This window comes from Pseudomonas campi (assembly GCF_013200955.2).
Taxonomy (GTDB): Bacteria; Pseudomonadota; Gammaproteobacteria; order Pseudomonadales; family Pseudomonadaceae; genus Aquipseudomonas; species Aquipseudomonas campi.
The window spans coordinates 1161249-1181652 of record NZ_CP053697.2; the positions used below are offsets into that span (position 1 = coordinate 1161249).

Below are 20404 nucleotides of genomic sequence, written 5' to 3' on the forward strand. Positions count from 1 at the left end.
CTCATCCACCACGGATCCCGCTCGGTGGATCGGTGAAGCCTGATCCACCCTACGTCGTATGCCCTGCGGGCTGGTTCAGATCGCCCCGCCAGCCTTCAGGGCAGCGATCTGTTCGGTGCTGTAACCCAGCCGGCCAAGTACCTCCGCGTTGTGCTCGCCCAGCTCGGGGCCGGTCCATTCCACTGCGCCGGGTGTGTCGCTGAGCTTGGGCACGATGCCGGGCATCTTGAACGGCTTGCCGTCCGGCAGCTTGGCCGAGAGAAACATCTCGCGGGCGAGGAATTGCGGGTCCTTGAACATGTCTTCGGCGGAATAGATGCGGCTGGCCGGCACTTCGGCGCGCACCAGGGTAGCCTCCACCTCGCTCAGTGGCAGGCTGGCGGTCCAGCGGTCGATCACTCCGTACAGTTCATCGCGGCGGGCGTCGCGGCCGGCGTTGTCGGCGAGCGTCGGGTCATCGGCCAGGTCCGCACGGCCTATAGCGCGCATGAAGCGCTGGAAGATCGCATCGCCATTGGCGCCGATCTGGATGTGCTTGCCGTCGGCGCAGGTGTGTATGGAAGAGGGTGTGATGCCGGGCATGATGTTGCCGGTGCGCTCGCGGATGAAACCGAACACGTCGAACTCCGGGACCATGCTTTCCATCATGGCGAAGATCGCCTCGTACAGTGCCACGTCGACCACCTGACCCTGGCCACCGTTGACCTCGCGATGACGCAGCGCCATCAAGGCGCCGATCACCCCCCACAGTGCGGCAATCGAGTCGCCGATGCTGATGCCGGTGCGCACCGGCGGGCGGTCCTCGAAACCGGTGATGTAACGCAGCCCGCCCATGGATTCACCCACCGCGCCGAAGCCCGGCTGGTCGTGCATCGGCCCGGTCTGGCCGAAGCCGGACAGGCGCACCATCACCAGCTTGGGGTTGAGCGCATGCAGCACGTCCCAGCCGAGGCCGAGCTTCTCCAGCACGCCGGGGCGGAAGTTCTCGATCAGGATATCGGCCTCGCTCAGCAGCTTCTTCAGCACCTCACGCCCGGCCTCGTGCTTGAGGTTGAGGGTAAGCGACTGTTTGTTGCGCGCCTGCACGAACCACCACAGCGAGGTGCCCTCGTACAGCTTGCGCCACTTGCGCAACGGGTCGCCGCCATCCGGCGACTCGACCTTGACCACCTCGGCACCGAACTCGGCGCAGATGCGCGAGGCAAACGGCCCGGCGATCAGGGTGCCGAGTTCGACCACTTTCAGGCCGGCGAGGGGTTTGCTGGGAATCATGGCGGCTCCGGGGCGGTAGGGGAGCGCATAAGCCTATGCGATTGTGCTGGTCCTTGGGAAAATCCACTTCGCTGGTGCAGCGTTTTGCGGTTAAATCGCGCTCTGCGAAAGGATGCGCACTTCTATCTGGCCGGGATGGCTTTCCCTCCTGCTGTTCTGTTCATCCTCCTTCTCAACGTATTCCGCGTCGGCGCTGGTCGTCGCGCGGGCATGCATTCGCCTGTCAAACGGTCGTTTTAAAACATTACATGTGATCTGTTGATTCGTTACATGTGATTAATTAATCTGCATCCATGGAAAGCAAATCATCAGCCCATTACCAGCGTCTTTTTCGTCAGCGCCTGCGCGAGCAGGGCTTGGTGAAGAAGGAAGTCTGGATATTGCCCGAGCACGCCCATGTGCTCGCGGCGCTTGAGCGGAAACTGCGCCAGCCTCAGTCGGGGTTGGCCTCTATGGAGAAGGAGGGGGATATGAGCATGCCTCAGGTCTGGACTGCGCAAGCCTTGTTTGAAGCGCTGTCGACAGCGGAGCTGTTCACTGATGGGCGTGCGGCGGTCGAGTTGATCGACGGAGCCGACGCCAGCTTGCATGTAACCATGCGCGAGTACGGCGACCTGCCGTTGTTCATCGCCGTGTTCGGCGAGCAGATCATCGTCGAGGCGCTGCTCTGGCCGCTGGCCGATGTGCGCGATGCGGCTGCCTTCAATGAGGAAGTGCTGCGCAGCCATAAGCTGTTTCCGCTGTCCTGCATTGGTTTGGAAACGCTGCCGGACGGGCAGGCTTGCTACACCATGTTTGGTGCGTTGAGTGCCAGTTCGATCCTGGCCAACGTGGTGCAGGAAATCGAGTTGCTGGCGGACAACGTGATCAAGGCCACCGAAGCCTACGAAGGCTTCCTCAAGGCCAGTGCCTAAAGCCACTGTGAAGGAGAAATGCTGATGAACGTCTGGAGCAAATTGCTGACGGCGCTGCGCGGCGGTGCCAACGAAGTGGGTGAGGCAGTGGTCGATGGTCAGGCCCTGCGTATTCTCGATCAGGAAATCCGCGATGCCGACCTGGAGCTGCGCAAGTCCAAGGAAGCCCTGGCAGAGATCATGGCCAAGCAGAAGCTGGCTGCCGATCGTGCCGAGAAAAGCGCAACCAAGGTCGCCGAGTACGAGCAGTACGCGCTGAAAGCCCTGGAAGCCGACAACGAGGCTTTGGCCAAGGAGGTGGCTGGCAAGATCGCCAACCTCGAGGTCGAACTGGCCAGCGAGCGCGAGCAGGCCGATGGTTATGCGGCCAGTGTGGCGCAGCTACGCAAGGCGGTTAGCCAGGCCGAGGCCAATATCAAGCGTCTGAAGCAACAGGTGGATACGGTCAAGGCCACCGAGAGCGTACAGAAGGCACAGATGGCCGTGGCTCAGCGCTACGGTGGCTCGCAGGCCAAGCTGCATACCGCGGTCGAATCGCTGGAGCGGATCAAGCTGAAGCAGGCCGAGCGCGCGGCGGTGATGGAGGCAACGGCCGAACTGGCTGAGGCCGTCAGCCTGGACGACTCGCTGGAAGCCAAGCTGCGTGCTGCGGGTATCGTCGCCGACAGCGGCAGCGCCGACAGCGTGCTGGCGCGTCTGAAGGACAAGGCCAAGTCCTGATTCGCGGGTAATCGCATGTCGGCAGTGCAAGCTGCCGACTGGCCGACAACAGGGATAGGAAAAACATGGAAATCTTCCTGCAGTGCGCCTTGTCGTTCCCCACCGCGCTGTTCAGCTTTCTGCTGTGCGTGGCAATCCTCTACTGGTGCGTCGCTGCGCTGGGCATTCTCGAAGTCGACCTGCTCGATATCGAGGCTGACTCCGCGCTGGACAACCATGCGCTGCAACCGGAGGGCTTCGCCGGGCTGCTGCTGAAGCTGGGCTTGAACGGCGTGCCGGTGACGCTGGTGCTGACCCTGCTGTTCTTCTTCGCCTGGAGCGTCAGCTACTTCGTCGAACTGCTGCTCCTGCGTTATCTGCCGCTGGGCTTGTTGCGTTATCCGCTGGGCCTGGTTGTGGCATTCGCTGCGCTGCTGCTGGCGGTGCCGGTCAGTGCTGCGCTGTGCCGGCCGCTACGCCCGCTGTTTCGCAAGCTGGAAGCCGCCAGCAGCAACTCGGTGCTCGGCCAGACGGCCGTGGTGCGCAGTGGTCGGGTCACCCTGAGCCACGGCGAGGCGGTGCTGGAAAACGGTGGCGCGGGCCTGATCCTGCGTGTGCGTGCCGATGAGGCGCGAGGTTTCAAACGCGGCGACCGCGTCGTGTTGCTGGAGTACCTGGAGGCCGAACATGCCTACCGGGTCATAACTGAGGACGAGTTCAAGGGCTTCTGAGAACCTGTTCAGAATCTGCTGCGCGTCGGCCATACGACGTTAGAAATGCCCTCGGAAAGCCGCTTGCGGCTAACGCCCGTAGGGGCGAGTGGAGCGAGTCATGCTCATTTACTTTTCGTAAACTCCGCTCCCTCGGCCATTTCTGCCTTGTCTGGCTCTAGCTCGCGAGATTTTGAACAGGCTCTACACCCGGAACTCAACCCTGAATCAAAGGAGATTGATTGCAATGAGCCTCGAGCTGCTGATGCCCTTCCTGACCGGTGTGGGTCTGTTCTTTCTACTGATCTTCGGCTTTTTCGTACTGTTCAAAGCCTTTTACATCAAGGTCCCGCAAGGTACGGCGCTGATCGTCAACGACATGTCGTCGACACCCAAGGTGCATTTCACCGGCGCCCTGGTCTACCCGGTGATCTACCTCAAGGAGTTCATGCGCATCTCGCTGATCACCCTGGAAGTGGACCGGCGCGCCAAGGACGGATTGATCTGCAAGGACAATATGCGTGCTGACATTACCGTGGCCTTCTACCTGCGCGTCAACGAGACCCAGGAGGACGTGCTCAAGGTGGCCAAAGCCATCGGTGTGGATCGTGCGTCTGACCGCAGTGCGGTGAACGAGCTGTTCAACGCCAAGTTCTCCGAGGCACTGAAGACCGTCGGCAAGCAGTTCGACTTCGTTCAGCTGTTCGAGAACCGCCAGGAATTTCGCGACCGCATCATTGAGGTGATCGGCAACGATCTCAATGGCTATGTGCTGGAAGACGTGGCCATCGACTATCTGGAGCAGACTGCCAAGAGCTCCCTTGATCCGAGCAACATCCTCGACGCGGCCGGTATCCGCAAGATCACCGAGCTGACCGCTGCGCAGAACGTCATCACCAATGACCTGGAGCGCAACGAAGAGCTGGCGATCAAGAAGAAGAACGTGGAAACCCGCGAGGCGACCCTGGCTCTCGAGCGTCAGCAGGCCGATGCCGAGGCGCGGCAGAAACGTGAGATCGAAACCATCCGCGCCCGCGAAGAAGCCGAGACCCTCAAGGTCAAGGAAGAAGAACGCTTGAAGGCCGAGCAGGCACGCATCACCACCCAGCAGGAACTGGATATCCGCGCCGAGAACCATCAGCGCGAGGTCGAAGTGGCGCAGCAGAACCGCCAGCGTGCGGTGGTTATCGAGGTGGAAAAAGTCACCCGCGCCAAGGACCTGGAAATCGTCTCCCGCGAGCGCGAAGTCGAGCTGCAGCGCATCGAGAAAGAAAAAGCCCTGGAAGTCGAACGCAAGAACATTGCCGGGGTGATTCGCGAGCGTGTGGCGGTCGAGAAAACCGTGGCCCAGGAAGAAGAACGCATCAAGGAAGTGCGTGAGGTTTCTGAGGCCGATCGGGCCAAGCAGGTCATGGTGCTCAACGCCCAGGCCGAAGCCGAGCAGGAGCTGGTGCGCCAGGTCAAACAGGCCGAAGCCGACGAGACCCGCTCCCAGCACAAGGCCGTGGAAATCAACAACCTGGCTCAGGCCGAGCTGGAAGCCGCGGCCAAGCAGGCCGAAGCCAAGAAGAAAATGGCCGAAGGTATCGAAGCCGAGCGCGCTGCGCCGGGTCTGGCCGATGCGCGAGTGCGTGAAGTCACCGCCGCCGCCAAGGAGAAGGAAGGCCTGGCCGAAGCCCGTGTGCATGCCGAACAACTGATTGCTGCGGCCAAGGGCGACCAGGAGAAGGGCATGGCCGAGGCGCGGGTGACCGAAGCCAAGGCTGCCGCCAAGGAAAAAGACGGCCTGGCCGACGCCAAGGTGCTGGAAGAGAAACTCGGCGCCCAGGCGCGCGGCGAAGAGCAGCTCGGTGCGGCCAAGGCCAAAGCCACCCAGGATCTGGGTATGGCCGAAGCCCATGTGTTGCTGGAGCGTCTGAATGCCGAGGCCGAAGGTCTGGGCAAGAAGTTCGGTGCTCTCGATGCACTCAGCGACAACGCCCGCCAGCACGAGGAGTTCCGCATGCAGCTGGAGGCGAACTTCGATGAGGCCATGGCCGCCATCGCCGCCAACAAGGAAATCGCCAAGGACCAGGCCGAAGTGCTCTCGGCGGCGCTGTCCAAGGCGAAGATCGAGATCGTCGGCGGTGAAGGCGACTTCTTCAACTCCTTCGCCAAGTCGCTGTCGGTGGGCAAAGCCATCGAAGGCGTGGTCGGCAAGAGCCCGGTGGTGCAGGACGTGTTGGCCCGACTGCTGAACGGCCGCGTCGGCGAAAGCAAGACGCCGGCGGCGGTAGACAGCGCCAGTACCTGACGGAGCTCGCACCCAGCGTGCTGCATGCTGCTGGGCTGGGTGCGAAATGAACATTTAGGGATGCTTCGTAGAAACTAAAGTGCGCCGGTTAGGCTCGGCGACTCCTCGGGGTCGTCAACCAGCAAGCTGCCGCTGTGTTTTCAAGTGACGCTATGTCCACCTCGATAAATAAGGAAATTACATGCACTGTCCGAAATGCCAGGCCGCTATGGAAAAAGTACCGACGCAGGATGGCGTGATCGATCGCTGCACCGCCTGCAAAGGGCTGTGGTTCAACATGCTCGAACACGAAGACCTCAAGCCCTATGCCAAGCAGTTAGATGTAGGCAGCGCCGAATCGGGCCGCATGCACAACACCAACGATCGTATCGATTGCCCGGCATGTGCCAATAGTCCGATGACGCGCATGGTCGACCCTGGTCAGCCGCATATCTGGTTCGAGCGCTGCCCAACCTGCTTTGGCAGCTTCTTTGACGCCGGCGAGTTTCGCGATTTGGCATCGACTAGCTTGAGCGACTTCTTCAAGCGCTTCTCGTTAACGGCGCGCCACTAGCGGTCGTTTTTTGTCGACGCAGGCGCAAGCCAGTGTTGCAGATTTGTACTCCCCCACTAGGAAGCCTTATGTCAGAACCACGGGATTATCTGGAAATGTCGTTTCGCTCGATTCAGTGCTTTGCCAATGACGGCCGCCTGGACGTGCAGGAACTGGGTGCTCTGCTGGGTGTTGCCGAGCGCGACGGGGTGATTGATGACAATGAAGTTCGCGTGCTGAAGAAGATCATCGCTCAGATCAAGCCCGAAGAGCTCGATCAGGCGATGCGCGAAAAACTTGCCGAAATTGCCCAAAAGATTGGTGCCTAAACCAAGGGTAGATTCGCCTTCGGGGCCGGCTGAAGCCGGCCCCAAGCCTCGTCCCACCTTGCTAGCAGACAGCGCAGATTCAGGAAGACCACGATGTCGGATGCTCCAGCCGTAGCCCAACCACAGGATGTATTGGACAAGGCCGTCGCCGAAGGCGGTGCCTATGAGGTGCTGCACAAGCGCCTGCAGGAGCAAGGCCTGCGCTTGCGCCAGACCACCGAAGCACTGAACGCTCAGCGCTTGCAGGAGTTCGGCAGCAGCCAGATGGAGGTGGTCGGGCGGGTACGCATCCGCACCGAGAACAACTGCACTGCCCGCGATATCGTTCAGGTCGGCGAGAATCTGCTGTTCGGCTACAACGTGTTCCTCGGCCTGAAAAAGGAAACCCGCGTCGAGGATGTGTTCTCCCTGTATCGCCTAAGCGAACAGGACGAAGGCTACGAAGCCGAGAGCGTGGCTCTGGCTGACAGCTTTCTCGGCCAGAGCAGCTTCGTTAACGACTTCAACGAGCTCTACACCTATTACAAGAACACACGCTTGCTGCAACTGCTGGTGCGCGACGGCAAGCTGCTGGCCAGCTTCCAGATCGGCGAGCGGATCAGCGATATCCGGGTGTTCCGCTGGTCGATCTCCGTCGACGGCAAAGAAGTCCGCTATATCGACAACCGCGGTGAGCGCGATATAGCGCTGCCGGCGCCGTTCGATTTCGAATGGCAAAAGACTTCCCGCGAGATGGTGGTCAACGGCCGTCATCCGCATATGAATATCCTCGACACCATCTTCGTCGAGACCATCGGCGGCGACCTCACGGTCAAGGTCGAGAACAACACCGAAGACGGCCTGGGTATCTACCGCGAAGAAGTGCTGGATAAGACCCAGTCCCTGGACGATGCGCAGATCGAGTACGCCAAACTCGGCAGCCTGATCCTGCTGAAAGTGCTGCCGTATCGCGAAGAGCAGTGGCGCTACCTGGTATTCAATAACCTGACGCGCAAGGTCGAGCGTATCGACGCCATCGGCCTGGCCTGCGTGCAGCTGCCGGAAGACCACGGCATCATCTTTCCCGGCGGCTATTACTTGCAGAACGGCGAGTCCAAGGCCTTCGAGCAACCCATGGCCGGCATGCGCTTCAAGCGCGCGGTGCGTTCGCCCAATGGCGAGGACGTGCAGTACATCTTCTACCACCCGGAAGAAGGCCGTTCGGCGCTGTTCACTTACAACATGATCAACCGTCAGCTGCATAACCCGATCTTCGGCCACGGCTACGCGCGCCTGGAAGACGGGCGCATGGTGATCTTCGCCGCCGAAGGCAGCGAGCCAACCCGTATCCACCCGATGCAGATCTGGCAGACGCCGTTCTGCAGCGATGATTTCGCCGCCCGCCAGCCGGTGCGCAGCGGTTTCTTCGGCCGTATCGGCAATGCCGAACTGGTACGCGGCGTCTCCGACCTGCTGGGCCTCAGTCGCGAGATCGAAACCCCGGAAGTCTCGGTGCAGCGCTACACCCAGCTGTGCCAGAACACCCGTCGCCTGTTTGACGTCTACCACTGGCTGGGCGATGCCCAATGCCAGGGTATGGCACCGCTGCTGCGCGAAATCGCCGCCACCGGCGAGCTGGTGCTCGACGAGTTCGAGAAGGTCGAAAGCATCCGCCAGCAATCTGCGCGCGCCATGGCCGAAGCAGAAACCCGGCAGCAGGCGTTGCTTTCCGGTCTGCTGATCGATAGCTGGGATGAGGTGCAGCACTTCGTCGACGCGCTCAATGGCATCAACGCCCAGCGCGGCCAACTGCTGACCATCCGCGATTATCGCTATATCGACGTGGCGCGCATCGACGCCATGGAAACCGAGCTGCTGACGGCCCAGGAGCAGGTCGCGGCCGCCACCTCGGGGTTTCTGGCCAGCAAGGCGGCGCTGGAGCCCTATGTGCTGCAGTTGGCTCAGCTCGACGCCCAGGCGCAGAAGGCCGAGAGCGTCAGCCAACTCAACGAACCGCTGGTGGCGTTGCAGGCCATGGCCGGCAACCTGGATATGTTGTCCAGCCTGATGGCCTCGCTGCCGATCGACGACGCGACCCAGCGCACCGCGATAGTCGAGTCGATTTCCGAGGTCTACGCCCGTCTTAACCAGGCCAAGGCCCGCGCCGAACAGCGGCGCAAGGGGCTGGGTTCGGCGGAGACGGTGGCGCAGTTCGGCGCCCAGTTCAAACTGTTCAGTCAGGGCATCACCAACGCCCTGGCCATGGCCCAGGACCCGGAACGTTGCGACGAACAGCTGTCGCGCCTGCTGGTGCAGCTGGAAGAGCTGGAGAGCCAGTTCGGAGATCAGGAACAGTTCCTCGGCGACATTCTGAGCAAGCGCGAGGAGCTGCTGGAAACCTTCGAGGCGCACAAACAGGCGCTGCTCGACGAGCGCCAGCGCAAGGCCCAGGGCCTGCTCGATGCCGCCCGGCGGATTCTGGAAAGCCTCGGCCGGCGGACCGCACGCCTGACTCAGCCGGACGAGCTGAACGCTTTCTTCGCCGCCGACCCGCTGATCCTCAAGCTGCGCGAGCTGGCCGAGCGCCTGCGCGAGCTGAAGGACAGCGTCAAGGCCGAGGATGTTGAGGCGCGCCTCAAGGCCGCCCGCGATCAGGCGGTGCGTAGCCTGCGCGACAAGAGCGAGCTGTTCGAGGAGGGCGGCAACGTCATCAAGCTCGGCCCGCGCCACCGCTTCAGCGTCAACACCCAGGAGCTGGATCTGACCCTGATGCCGCGCGGCGATCAGCTCTACCTGCACCTGACCGGCACCGAATTTCTCGAGCCGCTGCAAAATGCTGAGCTGGAAGCGCTGCGTGATTATTGGCAGGTGTCCCTGGAGTCTGAATCCGCCACGCTGTACCGCGCCGAATACCTGGCCGGCGAAGTGCTGGCAGCGGCCGATGCCGGGCGCGATGGCCTCAGCTTGGACCTGCTCAAGCAGCAGCTGGCCCAGCCGGACGCGCTGATCAAAAGCATCCGCGACTTTGCCGCGCCGCGCTACAAGGACGGCTACGAGAAGGGCATCCACGACCACGACGCGGCGCTGATCCTCACCCAGCTGTTGCCGCTACGCGACAGCGCCGGGCTGCTCAGCTACGGCGCCTTGCCGCGTGGTTTCGCCAGCTTTTTCTGGGGCCAGGCGCAGCGCCGCGACGATGCCAAGCAGTGGCCGCAACGCGCGCGCAGTGCCCGGCATATCCAGCAGTTGTTCGGTCAACGCGAGAGCCTGTTGCAGCTGCAGGCCGAAATTGCCGAGGCCATGGCCGGTTATATCGCCGAGCAGGACATGAACCTGACCCAGGCGACGCTGGCCGAGGCGGCGGAATACCTGGTGCAGGAACTGGCCGCCGAGCGTATCGAGTTCGTCTTCAGCAAATACGCCCGCGAGCTGCTGGCTGGCCTGCAGGCGCGTCTGCAGACGGCGCATATGTGGGATGTTTATCAGCAGACCCTGACGCAACTGCAGGATCGCCCGGCAGCGCAGTGGGCGCTGGTGGAAAACTGGCTGCGCGGCCTTTGCGCGGCAGACGAATTCGCCGCGCTCAGTGCCTATGTGCCCGAAGCCGTGGCCCTGACCTTGCTTGCCGAGGATCTGCCCAAGCGCATCACCGAGGTGGATCTGCGTTTTACCGCCAAGGACTTGATGGGCGAACACCCACGCATCGGCGAACGGCAACTGGTGCTGGCGGTGGACGACTTCTTCGCCCGCCTGCGTGTGCATCGCGAGCAGTTCCTGCCCGGTTTGCAGCGCTACCAGGCACTGCGTCAGGAAGTGGTGGCGCGCGAGCGCGAGGCTCTGCGCCTCAATGAGTTCAAGCCCAAGCCGCTCAGCTCCTTCGTGCGCAACAAGCTGATCAACGACGTGTATCTGGGCGTAATTGGCGACAACCTGGCCAAGCAGATGGGCACCGCCGGGGAGAACCGCCGTTCGGACTTGTCCGGTTTGCTGATGCTGATTTCGCCGCCGGGTTACGGCAAAACCACGTTGATGGAGTACGTTGCTCACCGCCTCGGTCTGATCTTTATGAAGATCAATGGTCCGGCCCTGGGTCACGAAGTGCGCTCCCTGGACCCAGCCCAGGCGCCGGACGCTACCTCACGCCAGGAGCTGGAAAAGCTCAACCTGGCGCTGGAGATGGGCAACAACGTGATGCTCTATCTCGACGACATCCAACACACCCACCCGGAATTCCTGCAGAAATTCATCTCGCTCTGCGATGGCACGCGACGTATCGAAGGCGTATGGAAGGGCCGCACGCGCACCTACGACATGCGTGGGCGCAAGTTCTGCGTGATCATGTCGGGCAACCCCTATACCGAGTCCGGCGACGTATTCAAGATCCCGGATATGCTGGCCAACCGCGCCGACATCTATAACCTCGGCGACACCCTGGGCGGCATGCAGGAAGCCTTCGCGCTGTCCTACATCGAAAACGGCCTGACCTCCAACCCGGTGCTGGCGCCGCTGGCCACCCGCGATATGGCCGACGTTTATCGCTTCGTTGCCAAGGCCGAGGGCAAGCCGTGCTCCAGCAACGAACTGAGCCACAGCTACAGCGCCGCCGAAGTCAACGAAATCGTCACCACCTTGCAGCGTCTGATGCAGGTGCGCGATGTGGTCGGCCGGGTTAACCAGCAGTACATCGCCAGCGCGGCCCAGGCCGATCAGTACCGCACCGAACCGCCGTTCAAGTTGCAGGGCAGCTACCGCAACATGAACAAGATGGCGGAGAAGATCAGCTCGGTGATGAACGACGCCGAGGTGTTGCAGCTGATCGCCGATCACTACCAGGGCGAATCTCAGTTGCTCACCACCGGCGCCGAGGAAAACCTGCTCAAACTCGCCGAGTTGCGCGGCAATATGACCGACGTACAAACCGAGCGCTGGGCGCAGATCAAACGCGACTTCATGCGCAACAAGGCCATGGGCGGCAGCGACACCGATGTCGGCGGCAGGGTGGTGGCGCAGCTTAACGATCTGGTCGAGGGCGTGCGCGGCCTGGCCAAGCTGGCGCCGGGCGAGCAAGCCGCCGCGCCGACGATTCCCTGGGCCGAACTGCTAGCCGGGTTGGATAACCTGGGCAAGCTGCGCCCGCAGGTGGAGGTGGTCACGCCGCCACAACCGGCGGTGCAGAAGGTGCTGGAAAGCCTGGCCGACAGCCTGCAAAACAGCTTTCTGCCGTTGATCCACGCGATGGACAAGAAGATCGATATCGACCTGCGCACCCACAACCGCATGCAGGAAATCTCTACCCAACTGCGTGATCTCGGTGAGCAACTGGGCCACGAGCAGCGCCTGGGCGACGTCGACGGCGAGCCAACGTGACAGCCTGGCTGATCCCGCGGGTGCAGTTGCTGTTCGGCATAGCCGCGCTGATGCTGGTGCTGCAACTGCTCAACAGCGTCAGCGGTTACAGCCTGAATGCTTGGGGCGTGATACCGCGCCGGATCGAGTCCCTGCCGGGCATTCTGTTCGCACCCTGGTTGCATGGTGGCTGGTTGCACCTGCTGGGTAATCTCAGCGGACTGTTGGTGCTGGGCGCCCTGACGTTGGTCGAATCGCGGCGCGACTTTGTCAAAGCCAGCGTATTTATCCTGCTCGGCAGCGGCTTGCTGGTGTGGCTATTCGGCCGTGAGGGGATTCACGTTGGCGCCAGCGGTTGGCTGTTCGGGCTCTGGTCGTTGCTGCTGGCGCGGGCCTGGTTCCGTCGCAGCTGGCTGGACTTGCTGCTGGCGGTCCTGGTGCTGTTCCTGCATGGCGGCTGGGTCTTCGGTCTGTTGCCGCAGCACGGCGTTTCATTCGAATACCACCTGGCCGGCACGCTCTGCGGCGGCCTTTATGCGGCCTGGCGCTATTCGCCGCGCCAGCGCAGGCAACAAGGAGGTTAAGTGGATTTCGATCGTCTCGATCAGCAGTTGCGTGACAGCCTGGCCGATCTACGTTTGAGCAATGAGGAGCGCGACGAACTGCGCCAGCTGGGCAGCGACCTGGGTCCGGACCAGGTGCGCTACCTGCGTAACCGCGCCTTCGACCTGGTGCGCGACCTGACCCTGAACGACGCGGCCAATGCCCTGCCGGCGCTGAAGTGGCTGGAGCAGGTGATCAAGACCCTCGACGCTGCCAGCGCGCCGCCGCGTCCGGCTGTGGCCAGCGCTCACTTCAGTCCTGGCGAGGACTGCCTGCGCAAGATCCGCGAGCTGTGCCGCCAGGCCCGCGAGACGGTGGATATCTGCGTCTACACCATCTCCGACGACCGCCTCAGCGAGGAAATCGTCGCCTGCCACCGCCGTGGCGTGGCGGTGCGGGTGATCAGCGACAACGAAAAGCAGTTCGACGAGGGTAGCGACATCCAGCATCTGCTGGCCCAGGGCGTGCCGTTGCGCATCGACGACAGCCCCTACCACATGCACCACAAGTTCGCCCTGTTCGACCGCCGCCTGTTGCTCAACGGCAGCTTCAACTGGACCCGCAGCGCCAGCACCAGCAACGAGGAAAACCTGCTGGTGATCGACCACGGACAGCTGGTCGGCGCCTATGTCAGCGAGTTCGACAAGCTCTGGGCGCGCTTCGCTCGCTGAGTCGGGCCTGACTTCAGGCCGTGGTGCCGGACGGCTCCCAGAACGCGTCGCCGCTCAACCTGGCCAGCAACTGGCTACGCAGTGCCTGACCCTGCTCGGCCAGTTCGGCGATCTTGGTGGTCAGGGCCGCCAGTGGCTGGGCGAGGACGAGCAGAGTGGTCAGGCTCAGCCCCTCGATGGCCAGCTGCAGGTGGCCATGCTCGATCAGGGCGGCTATCCACTCGTGCTCGTCGAACATTGCCTCCTTCGGGATCTCGTTGCGGGCGGCCAGGGCCAGATCCAGTCGTTGCAGCTGCAGGTAGGTTTTCGCCATGTCCTCCAGCAGCAAGGCCTTGTCGAAGTCTTCCAATTCGTCCTGCGGGCCGCTGTGGCGCAGCAGTTCGCGGGCCTGCGCCAGTCTGGCCATGGTGTCTTCGTCGCGGCCGAGCTTTTGCAGCAGGCGGGCCAGCAGACCGAGATTGGCGATGCGGCTGTAGCTGTCCATGCGTGGCAGTAGCCGTTCCATTTCCTCCAGCCCCCGGCGAATCTCGTAGCTGGTGCGTTGCCGCTCGGGTAGCCGGCTTTGTGTCGAGAGGCGTGCGTTGAGCACGAAGAAGCGCAGTTCGTCCTGTTCGTCGGCGGCCAGTTCGGATACCCAGTGCTCGGCCTGATCCAGCAGCGTGGCAGCCAGCGCGGGGCGCTCGGTGGCCTGCAGTTTCCACAGCGACAGATAGAGGTCGATGCGCTCCTGGAGGTTACGGGCCTGTGCCTGCAGGGCTCCGGCGGCCGTGTTGAAGGTGCCGCGTGTGATGTGCCATTGCGCCAACTGGGTCAACAGAGTGGTGTGTAGTGTGCCGTCCAGTGTCGCCAGCAGTTCGTCAGCCTGTACCAGCTGGGCGCGTTCCAGCATGGCGCCGAACATCTGCTCATACAGAACGTTGCTCTCGTACTGCGGCAGGTCCTGAAGCAGGGCTAGTGCCTGCGCGAACAGGCCGGCCCGGATCAGTTCGGCGATGGCCGTTGGGCGCTGCTGCACCGGGAGTTGCTCGGCGATAGCCTGCAACCTGCCGTACTCGCCGAGTTCGACCAGTTCTTTGAGCAGGTCTTCCAGGCCGAGGTATTGCTGTGTCGCGGCCTCGGCCTGTATCAGCTGCCAGGCCAGGTCGAGCATCTGGGTTGCCGCCTCCCTCTGCTCGAACGCGCGTTGCTGTCTGGCCAGTCTCGGCAGCTGCAGGGCATCGGAGCCGCCCTTGCACTCGTCCAGCTCCGCCAGTTCGGCCCGCGCCTCATCCAGTCGCCCTGCGGTGCGTAGCAGCGGAATTTTCAGGAGAGGCTTCTGGGGTAGGTCGTCTCCGGACTTGGCCAGCAGCTCCAGGGCCTGGCGCTCGTCGCCCGCCTCGATCAGGTGATTGAGCATGTTGTGCAGGGCAACGCCGCGATGGTGCGCATCGAATCGGCTTAGCAGCTGCAGCGCAGCGTCCTGTTGGCCATCGTCCAGCAGGGTGGTGCACAAGCCGCTCTGGGCGATCTGCCAGGCATCGCCTTGCAGGTTGCTGGCCAGCGTGCGGGCCAGTTCCGGGTGGATGTATCGCAGGCAGGCGATGCGATTGATCTGTTTGGCTTCGTCCAGGGTAATGCGTGCCGGGCTGTCCTGGACCTCCAGGCGCGGATCGGCCGGGTTTCTGCCGCTCAGGGTGATGACCACAACGACCACGATGATGATGAACAAAACGGTGACAAACATTTCCATGGGGTTCCCTTCCTTAGGTAAGCCTCTCGACCATGATGGCTATTGCCGCGCGGTCTTATACGGCGCCCGCCACCGCTCGGCAACCGCATGTTGCGCCATTTGCCAACCTCGCCTGGTCGCGTGGTCCGCACCTGTGAAGGCTTTCGCGTTAGACTTGCGCCCCTTCGCTTCCCAGCCGGTACCGCTCCTATGGCCCTGCAAGCCACGCCTTACAAAGTCGACCTGAACCTCACCGATATCGACCGCAGCGTCTATGAAAGCCTGCGTTTCACCGTGGCCAAGCACCCCTCGGAAACCGAGGAGCGCCTGTGCGTGCGGCTGATTGCCTATGCGCTGTGGTACCACGAGCAGCTGGCCTTCGGCCGCGGTCTGTCGGATATCGACGAGCCGGCGCTGTGGGAAAAGAGCCTGGACGACCGCGTGCTGCACTGGATCGAAGTCGGCCAGCCGGATGCCGAGCGCATGACCTGGTGCTCGCGGCGTACCGAGAAGTTCAGCCTGGTGGCCTACGGCAACCTGCGCGTGTGGCAGACCAAGGTGCTCGACAACGTGCGTAACCTGAAGAACATCAATGTGGTCGGCGTGCAGCAGGAGGCCCTGGAAAACCTGGCCCGTGACCTGCCGCGTACGGTCAGCTGGAGCGTGATGATCAGCGACGGCGAGCTGTTCGTCACCGACGAGCGCGGCCAGCACGAGATTCCCCTGGAGTGGCTGGTCGGCGAACGCTGACCCCGTAGGAGCGAGCTCTGCTCGCGAATGCGGTGACACACAAGCTTCGCGAGCAGAGCTCGCTCCTACCGGAATATCCAGAACACCCATGCGCATCGAACCCCGCCCGCTTCCCGCCAACCTGCCTGACCTCGGCGACCTGCCGCCGCTGCTGACCCGCCTGTATGCGGCGCGTGGTGTGCAGTCCGCTGCCGAGCTGGACAAGGGCCTGGCGCGGCTGATTCCGTATCAGCAGCTGAAGGGCATCGATGGGGCCGTCGAGCTGCTGGTGCTGGCTCTGCAGCAACGCCAGCGCATCCTTATCGTCGGCGACTTCGATGCCGACGGCGCCACCGCCAGCTCCGTAGGCGTGCTCGGCCTGCGCATGCTCGGTGCGGCGCATGTCGATTACCTGGTGCCGAACCGCTTCGAATACGGCTACGGCCTGACCCCGGAAATCGTCGCCGTGGCCCTGCAGCGCCAGCCCGATCTGCTGCTGACCGTGGACAACGGCATCTCCAGCGTCGACGGCGTGGCCGCGGCCAAGGCCGCCGGGCTGACCGTGCTGGTCACCGACCACCATTTGCCTGGCCCGGAATTGCCGGCGGCGGATGCCATCGTCAACCCCAACCAGCCGGGCTGCGAGTTCCCGAGCAAGGCGCTGGCCGGGGTCGGGGTGATGTTCTATGTGCTGCTGGCCCTGCGTGCGCGTCTGCGCGAGCTGGGCTGGTTCGCCAGCACTGGCATCGCCGAGCCGAACCTGGGCGAACTGCTCGATCTGGTGGCGCTGGGCAGCGTCGCCGACGTGGTGCCGCTGGATGCCAACAACCGCATCCTGGTCCATCAGGGCCTGGCGCGCATCCGTGCCGGCCGTGCTCGTCCGGGCCTGCGTGCGGTTCTGGAAGTGGCGGGGCGGCAGCATGGGCGCATCACCTCCACCGACCTCGGCTTCATCCTCGGCCCGCGCCTGAACGCAGCAGGGCGCCTGGACGACATGAGTCTGGGTATCGAGTGCCTGCTGTGTGAAGACGAGGCGTTGGCCCGCGACATGGCCCAGCAGCTCGACGAATTGAACAAGGACCGCAAGTCCATCGAGCAGGGCATGCAGCGCGAGGCCTTGGCCCAGCTGAAAGACTTGCCGCTGGCCGACATGCCATTCGGCCTGTGCCTGTTCGAGCCGGATTGGCACCAGGGTGTGATCGGCATCCTCGCCTCGCGCCTGAAGGAGCGTTACCACCGCCCGGCCATCGCCTTCGCCGATGCCTGTGACGGTGTGCTCAAGGGTTCTGCGCGTTCGGTGCCGGGCTTGCATATCCGCGATGCGCTGGACGCGGTGGCGGCCAAGCATCCGGGGCTGATCAGTAAGTTCGGCGGGCATGCCATGGCCGCCGGCCTGTCGCTGCCGCAGGAACACTACGGCGCCTTCGCTGCCGCCTTCGATGCCGAGGTGCGCCGCCAGCTGACGGAAGACGACCTCACCGGGCGTCTGCTGTCGGATGGCCAGCTCGGCGTCGAGGAGTTCCACCTGGAACTGGCCAAGGCCCTGCGTCATGCCGGGCCCTGGGGCCAGCACTTCCCCGAGCCGCTGTTCCACGGCGTGTTCCAGATCGTCCAACAGCGCCTGGTCGGCGACAAGCACCTCAAGCTGGTGCTGAAGACCGAATGCGGCGGCCAGACCCTGGATGGCATCGCCTTCAATATCGACCGCGAGGTCTGGCCCAATCCCAACGTGCGCTGGGTCGAACTGGCCTACAAACTCGACGTCAACGAGTACCAGGGCCGCGAGAGCGTGCAGTTGATGGTGGCGCATATCGCGCCGCGTTGAGCGTCTGTTTAGGGTCTTTGCCAACCGCTGCCAAGGCAGGATCAATGTTCACTGATCTTTGGGGGCGGCTTGGCGCAGGGGGCGCCGTGCGCACCAGCAACCCCGCACCAATTCCCGATGCGCGCAGCGCACCCACGCAAGAGCGCAAGCAGGCTCTTAGCGCAGCACCAGCATGGCGCTCTTCTGCAGGAACATGGCGCTGTCGGCTTTGGACATCAGTTCGTCCAGCTCTTCGCCATCGCGCGGGTACAGGGCCACGCCCAGGCTGGCGCTGACCTGCAGCTGGGCGTCGGCCCAGCGCAGCGGCAGGGCGATGGCCCGGCAGATCTGCGCGGTCAGCTGCTGAATGTCAGCATCGTTGTGCACCCCGTCGAGCAGGATCACAAATTCGTCGCCACCCATGCGCGCCGCCATGTCGGCTTCGCGGATATGGGCGCTGATGGCCTTGGCCGTGTGGATCAGGATGGCGTCGCCCGCCTGGTGGCCATGGGCATCGTTGATCTGCTTGAAACGATTGAGGTCGATGTAGCACAGCGCCAGGCACTCGCCGTTGCGTTTGGCGCTCAGCAGTTTCTGCTTGGCGTAGGGAATGAAGCTGTTGCGGTTGGGCAGCCCGGTGAGGCTGTCGTGGAAAGCCAGGTTGCGCACTTCTTCTTCGGCCACCTGGCGGCGCTGGATCTCGCGCCGCAGGCGGCGCTGGCTGGCCAGCAATGCCAGCGTGGCCAGCAGGATCAGGCCAGCGCCAACGCTGATCAGGACGATGATCTTCTGCAGGCGCTCGACCTGTGGGAGCGGCGTGGGGTCGTAGACGAACCCTTCCAGTGCGCGGGTGTCGCTGACCATGCCCAGTTCGTGAAAGGCCTCGGCCATACGCTGCCAGCGGCCTGGGTTCATGTGGCCGATTTCGATCAGGTCGGGGAGGATCAGGCCACGCATGGCCTCGGCCTCGAACTGCAGGTGGGCGCGGGATTTCTTCACCTGATACTGCGCAAGCAGCAGGTCGATGATTTCCTCTGGGTTGTCCATGGCGTAGCGCCAGCCGCGCAGGGTGGCGCGGCGGAAGGCTTCGACCCGCTCGGGGTTGTCGCGCAGCTCCGCTTCGCTGGTGAACAGGATGTCGCTGTAGAAGTCGATGCCGTAGGTGTTGGGCGAGATGATCCGGTAGTCGATGCCGCGCTGTTGCAGGTGGTACGGCTCATTGGTCAGGTAGGAATTGAACGCGGCCACCTTGCCCGAGACCAGGTCTTCGATGTCGTAGCTGCTGGGCTGCAGCTGGATTAGCGCCGGGTCGATGCCTTCGCGGCGGAACATGGCCTGAAAGTCGGCATCGGTCTGCGCGTTCATCAGCATCACGTTCTTGCCGATTAGGTCGTGGGCATTCTCGATGCCGGCATCGGCACGGGCCAGCAGCACCGAAGGCGAGTGCTGGAAAATCACTGCCAGGGCCACCAGCGGCTTGCCCTTGAGGCGCTCGTAGAGCAGCTCGCTATTGGACTCGGCGTACTGTGCGCGGCCGGCCAGCACTTCGTCCACCGGCGTGCGGCCCGGTGCGCCCTCGTGCAGGCGTACCTCGAAACCTTCTTCGCGGTAATAACCCTGGGCGATGGCAGCGTAGTAGCCGGCAAACTGGAACTGGTGCTTCCAGCGCAGCTGAAAGTCGATGACCTGCAGAGCCGTGGCGTCGTTGTGGCGGCTCGGCTCGGCGCTGATGGCCAGGCCCGGCAGGCAGAGGACAAGCACGCACAGCCCGCGGATGAGGGTTGCTCTTACGGTGGGTCGCGTGGCCTGGCGCGTGGAGAAACCGTTCATGGGGATTTTCCGTGAAGGCTGGGGTGCTGCCGATAGGGTAGCTACCGCACATAAACCTCGCACCGATCATGCCTGCCGTACCGCGTGGGCGCAATTGCCCGCAGCGAGCCTGCCGACAGAACGACCTGTCGATGTGCAAGCGTAGCGATGGCTAACCGCGAGGGGTGTTCAGCCCTGCGGAGCCTGCACGGGCGAGCCATCGACCAATGCCCGTGCGCTGACATCCTGCCAGCGCGACAACAGCTGCGGCGACTGTTTCGACTGGCGCTGGGGCGCGCTGCCGAGAAAGATCCCGTGGTTGTTGAAGGCATACACCGGCAGCAGGTCGCGGCGTTGGCTGGCGGGACGGATCTGCTGTTGCAGGTTGTCGAGAATCAGCGGTTCTGCGCTCGGGCTGGGGTAGTAGGCCAGCACCATATGGGCCTGCTGGCGCTGCAGAGCCTTGACGAAGGTCAGGCGCAGCTTGGCGCTGGGTACACCCATGCGCACCAGACTGAAGTATTTGGCGATGGCGAAGTCTTCGCAATCACCACGTCCGCGGCTGAGGGTTTCCAGAGGTGTTGCCCAGTAGTCGCTTTCGCCCCAGACCTCGGCGTCTTCAGCATGCACGACGCTGCGGTTGATAAAGCGGTTGACCGTTTCCAGCGTGGCCAATTCATCCGTGTTGCCCGGCTGTTGCAGCAGATTCTGCCAGCTGCTCAGGCGGGTATCGCGCAGCGCTTCGCCGAGGGCCGTCGGGGCGACATCGGCACTGCTCAGGTTACCGCCCAGGCAAAGCAGCAGGCTGCTGGCGCAGAGCAGTGCACGGCGCAGTGCGTTGGCACAGCGGAAGGGCTGTTCAGGCATAGTGACGGGGCGCTTCTGGCTTATTGGCTAGCCGGGATGGCCGCCGTTTATCGTTATGTTTCCATGCTATCGGTAGGGACTCGTCGATGCCCAGCCCCTAGCTGTGACTCTGGCCACTTTTTGCACAATTACCGGGCCT

At 63.1% G+C, this 20404-nt stretch carries 15 protein-coding genes; 11 read left to right on the top strand and 4 right to left on the bottom strand.

Features of this window, described 5'->3' with window-relative positions; all coding sequences use genetic code 11:
• Positions 1-75 precede the first annotated feature (75 nt).
• Positions 76-1272, bottom strand: coding sequence for a CaiB/BaiF CoA transferase family protein (locus HNE05_RS05295; protein WP_173204058.1), 1197 nt, complete (start codon positions 1270-1272; stop codon positions 76-78).
• A 293-nt stretch (positions 1273-1565) separates the two neighbouring features.
• Between HNE05_RS05295 and bacA the strand changes: the two genes are divergently transcribed.
• The 9 genes from bacA (at position 1566) to HNE05_RS05340 (ending at position 13348) form a co-directional block, all read left to right on the top strand.
• Positions 1566-2186, top strand: coding sequence for a biofilm formation regulator BacA (gene bacA / locus HNE05_RS05300; RefSeq protein WP_173204060.1), 621 nt, complete (start codon positions 1566-1568; stop codon positions 2184-2186).
• A gap of 24 nt (positions 2187-2210) precedes the next feature.
• Complete coding sequence (locus tag HNE05_RS05305; RefSeq protein ID WP_173204062.1) at positions 2211-2906, top strand: PspA/IM30 family protein; 696 nt, start codon at positions 2211-2213, stop codon at positions 2904-2906.
• Positions 2907-2971: 65 nt separating this feature from the next.
• Positions 2972-3616: an OB-fold-containig protein gene (locus HNE05_RS05310; RefSeq protein ID WP_173204064.1), complete on the top strand. Its 645-nt coding sequence runs from the start codon at positions 2972-2974 to the stop codon at positions 3614-3616.
• Between the two features lie 226 nt (positions 3617-3842).
• Positions 3843-5888, top strand: a complete 2046-nt coding sequence (locus tag HNE05_RS05315) for a flotillin family protein (protein ID WP_173204066.1) — start codon at positions 3843-3845, stop codon at positions 5886-5888.
• 181 nt (positions 5889-6069) lie between these two features.
• Positions 6070-6441, top strand: coding sequence for a TFIIB-type zinc ribbon-containing protein (locus HNE05_RS05320; protein ID WP_173204068.1), 372 nt, complete (start codon positions 6070-6072; stop codon positions 6439-6441).
• Between the two features lie 68 nt (positions 6442-6509).
• Positions 6510-6749: a hypothetical protein gene (locus HNE05_RS05325; RefSeq protein WP_173204070.1), complete on the top strand. Its 240-nt coding sequence runs from the start codon at positions 6510-6512 to the stop codon at positions 6747-6749.
• 93 nt (positions 6750-6842) lie between these two features.
• Entirely contained in the window at positions 6843-12095 is a 5253-nt protein-coding gene (locus HNE05_RS05330) for a DNA repair ATPase (protein ID WP_173204072.1), read from the top strand.
• 50 nt (positions 12096-12145) lie between these two features.
• Positions 12146-12658: a rhomboid family intramembrane serine protease gene (locus HNE05_RS05335; protein ID WP_173211609.1), complete on the top strand. Its 513-nt coding sequence runs from the start codon at positions 12146-12148 to the stop codon at positions 12656-12658.
• Complete coding sequence (locus tag HNE05_RS05340) at positions 12659-13348, top strand: phospholipase D-like domain-containing protein (protein ID WP_173204074.1); 690 nt, start codon at positions 12659-12661, stop codon at positions 13346-13348.
• 13 nt (positions 13349-13361) lie between these two features.
• Here HNE05_RS05340 and HNE05_RS05345 read toward each other — a convergent pair whose 3' ends face one another.
• A complete protein-coding gene (locus HNE05_RS05345) occupies positions 13362-15077 on the bottom strand; it encodes a hypothetical protein (protein ID WP_173204076.1) in 1716 nt (571 codons plus the stop codon).
• 189 nt (positions 15078-15266) lie between these two features.
• Here HNE05_RS05345 and HNE05_RS05350 point away from each other — a divergent pair, with 189 nt between their 5' ends.
• Both HNE05_RS05350 and recJ read left to right on the top strand, forming a co-directional pair.
• A complete protein-coding gene (locus HNE05_RS05350; RefSeq protein WP_173204078.1) occupies positions 15267-15806 on the top strand; it encodes a YaeQ family protein in 540 nt (179 codons plus the stop codon).
• Between the two features lie 88 nt (positions 15807-15894).
• On the top strand, positions 15895-17610 hold the full coding sequence (gene recJ / locus HNE05_RS05355) for a single-stranded-DNA-specific exonuclease RecJ (RefSeq protein WP_173204080.1): 1716 nt from the start codon (positions 15895-15897) through the stop codon (positions 17608-17610).
• 156 nt (positions 17611-17766) lie between these two features.
• Here the strand turns inward: recJ and HNE05_RS05360 are convergent, their stop codons facing one another.
• Positions 17767-19419 (bottom strand): GGDEF domain-containing protein, encoded by a 1653-nt coding sequence (locus HNE05_RS05360; protein ID WP_173204082.1) that lies wholly within the window; start codon positions 19417-19419, stop codon positions 17767-17769.
• Positions 19420-19587: 168 nt separating this feature from the next.
• On the bottom strand, positions 19588-20265 hold the full coding sequence (locus HNE05_RS05365) for a transglutaminase-like cysteine peptidase (RefSeq protein ID WP_173204084.1): 678 nt from the start codon (positions 20263-20265) through the stop codon (positions 19588-19590).
• Positions 20266-20404 lie beyond the last annotated feature (139 nt).

What these genes read in the sequence shown, in the direction of transcription:
- HNE05_RS05295 (WP_173204058.1), bottom strand. Translation starts at nt 1,272, where the DNA reads ATGATTCCCAGCAAACCCCTCGCCGGCCTGAAAGTGGTCGAACTCGGC.
- bacA (WP_173204060.1), top strand. Translation starts at nt 1,566, where the DNA reads ATGGAAAGCAAATCATCAGCCCATTACCAGCGTCTTTTTCGTCAGCGC.
- HNE05_RS05305 (WP_173204062.1), top strand. Translation starts at nt 2,211, where the DNA reads ATGAACGTCTGGAGCAAATTGCTGACGGCGCTGCGCGGCGGTGCCAAC.
- HNE05_RS05310 (WP_173204064.1), top strand. Translation starts at nt 2,972, where the DNA reads ATGGAAATCTTCCTGCAGTGCGCCTTGTCGTTCCCCACCGCGCTGTTC.
- HNE05_RS05315 (WP_173204066.1), top strand. Translation starts at nt 3,843, where the DNA reads ATGAGCCTCGAGCTGCTGATGCCCTTCCTGACCGGTGTGGGTCTGTTC.
- HNE05_RS05320 (WP_173204068.1), top strand. Translation starts at nt 6,070, where the DNA reads ATGCACTGTCCGAAATGCCAGGCCGCTATGGAAAAAGTACCGACGCAG.
- HNE05_RS05325 (WP_173204070.1), top strand. Translation starts at nt 6,510, where the DNA reads ATGTCAGAACCACGGGATTATCTGGAAATGTCGTTTCGCTCGATTCAG.
- HNE05_RS05330 (WP_173204072.1), top strand. Translation starts at nt 6,843, where the DNA reads ATGTCGGATGCTCCAGCCGTAGCCCAACCACAGGATGTATTGGACAAG.
- HNE05_RS05335 (WP_173211609.1), top strand. Translation starts at nt 12,146, where the DNA reads ATGCTGGTGCTGCAACTGCTCAACAGCGTCAGCGGTTACAGCCTGAAT.
- HNE05_RS05345 (WP_173204076.1), bottom strand. Translation starts at nt 15,077, where the DNA reads ATGGAAATGTTTGTCACCGTTTTGTTCATCATCATCGTGGTCGTTGTG.
- HNE05_RS05350 (WP_173204078.1), top strand. Translation starts at nt 15,267, where the DNA reads ATGGCCCTGCAAGCCACGCCTTACAAAGTCGACCTGAACCTCACCGAT.
- recJ (WP_173204080.1), top strand. Translation starts at nt 15,895, where the DNA reads ATGCGCATCGAACCCCGCCCGCTTCCCGCCAACCTGCCTGACCTCGGC.
- HNE05_RS05360 (WP_173204082.1), bottom strand. Translation starts at nt 19,419, where the DNA reads ATGAACGGTTTCTCCACGCGCCAGGCCACGCGACCCACCGTAAGAGCA.
- HNE05_RS05365 (WP_173204084.1), bottom strand. Translation starts at nt 20,265, where the DNA reads ATGCCTGAACAGCCCTTCCGCTGTGCCAACGCACTGCGCCGTGCACTG.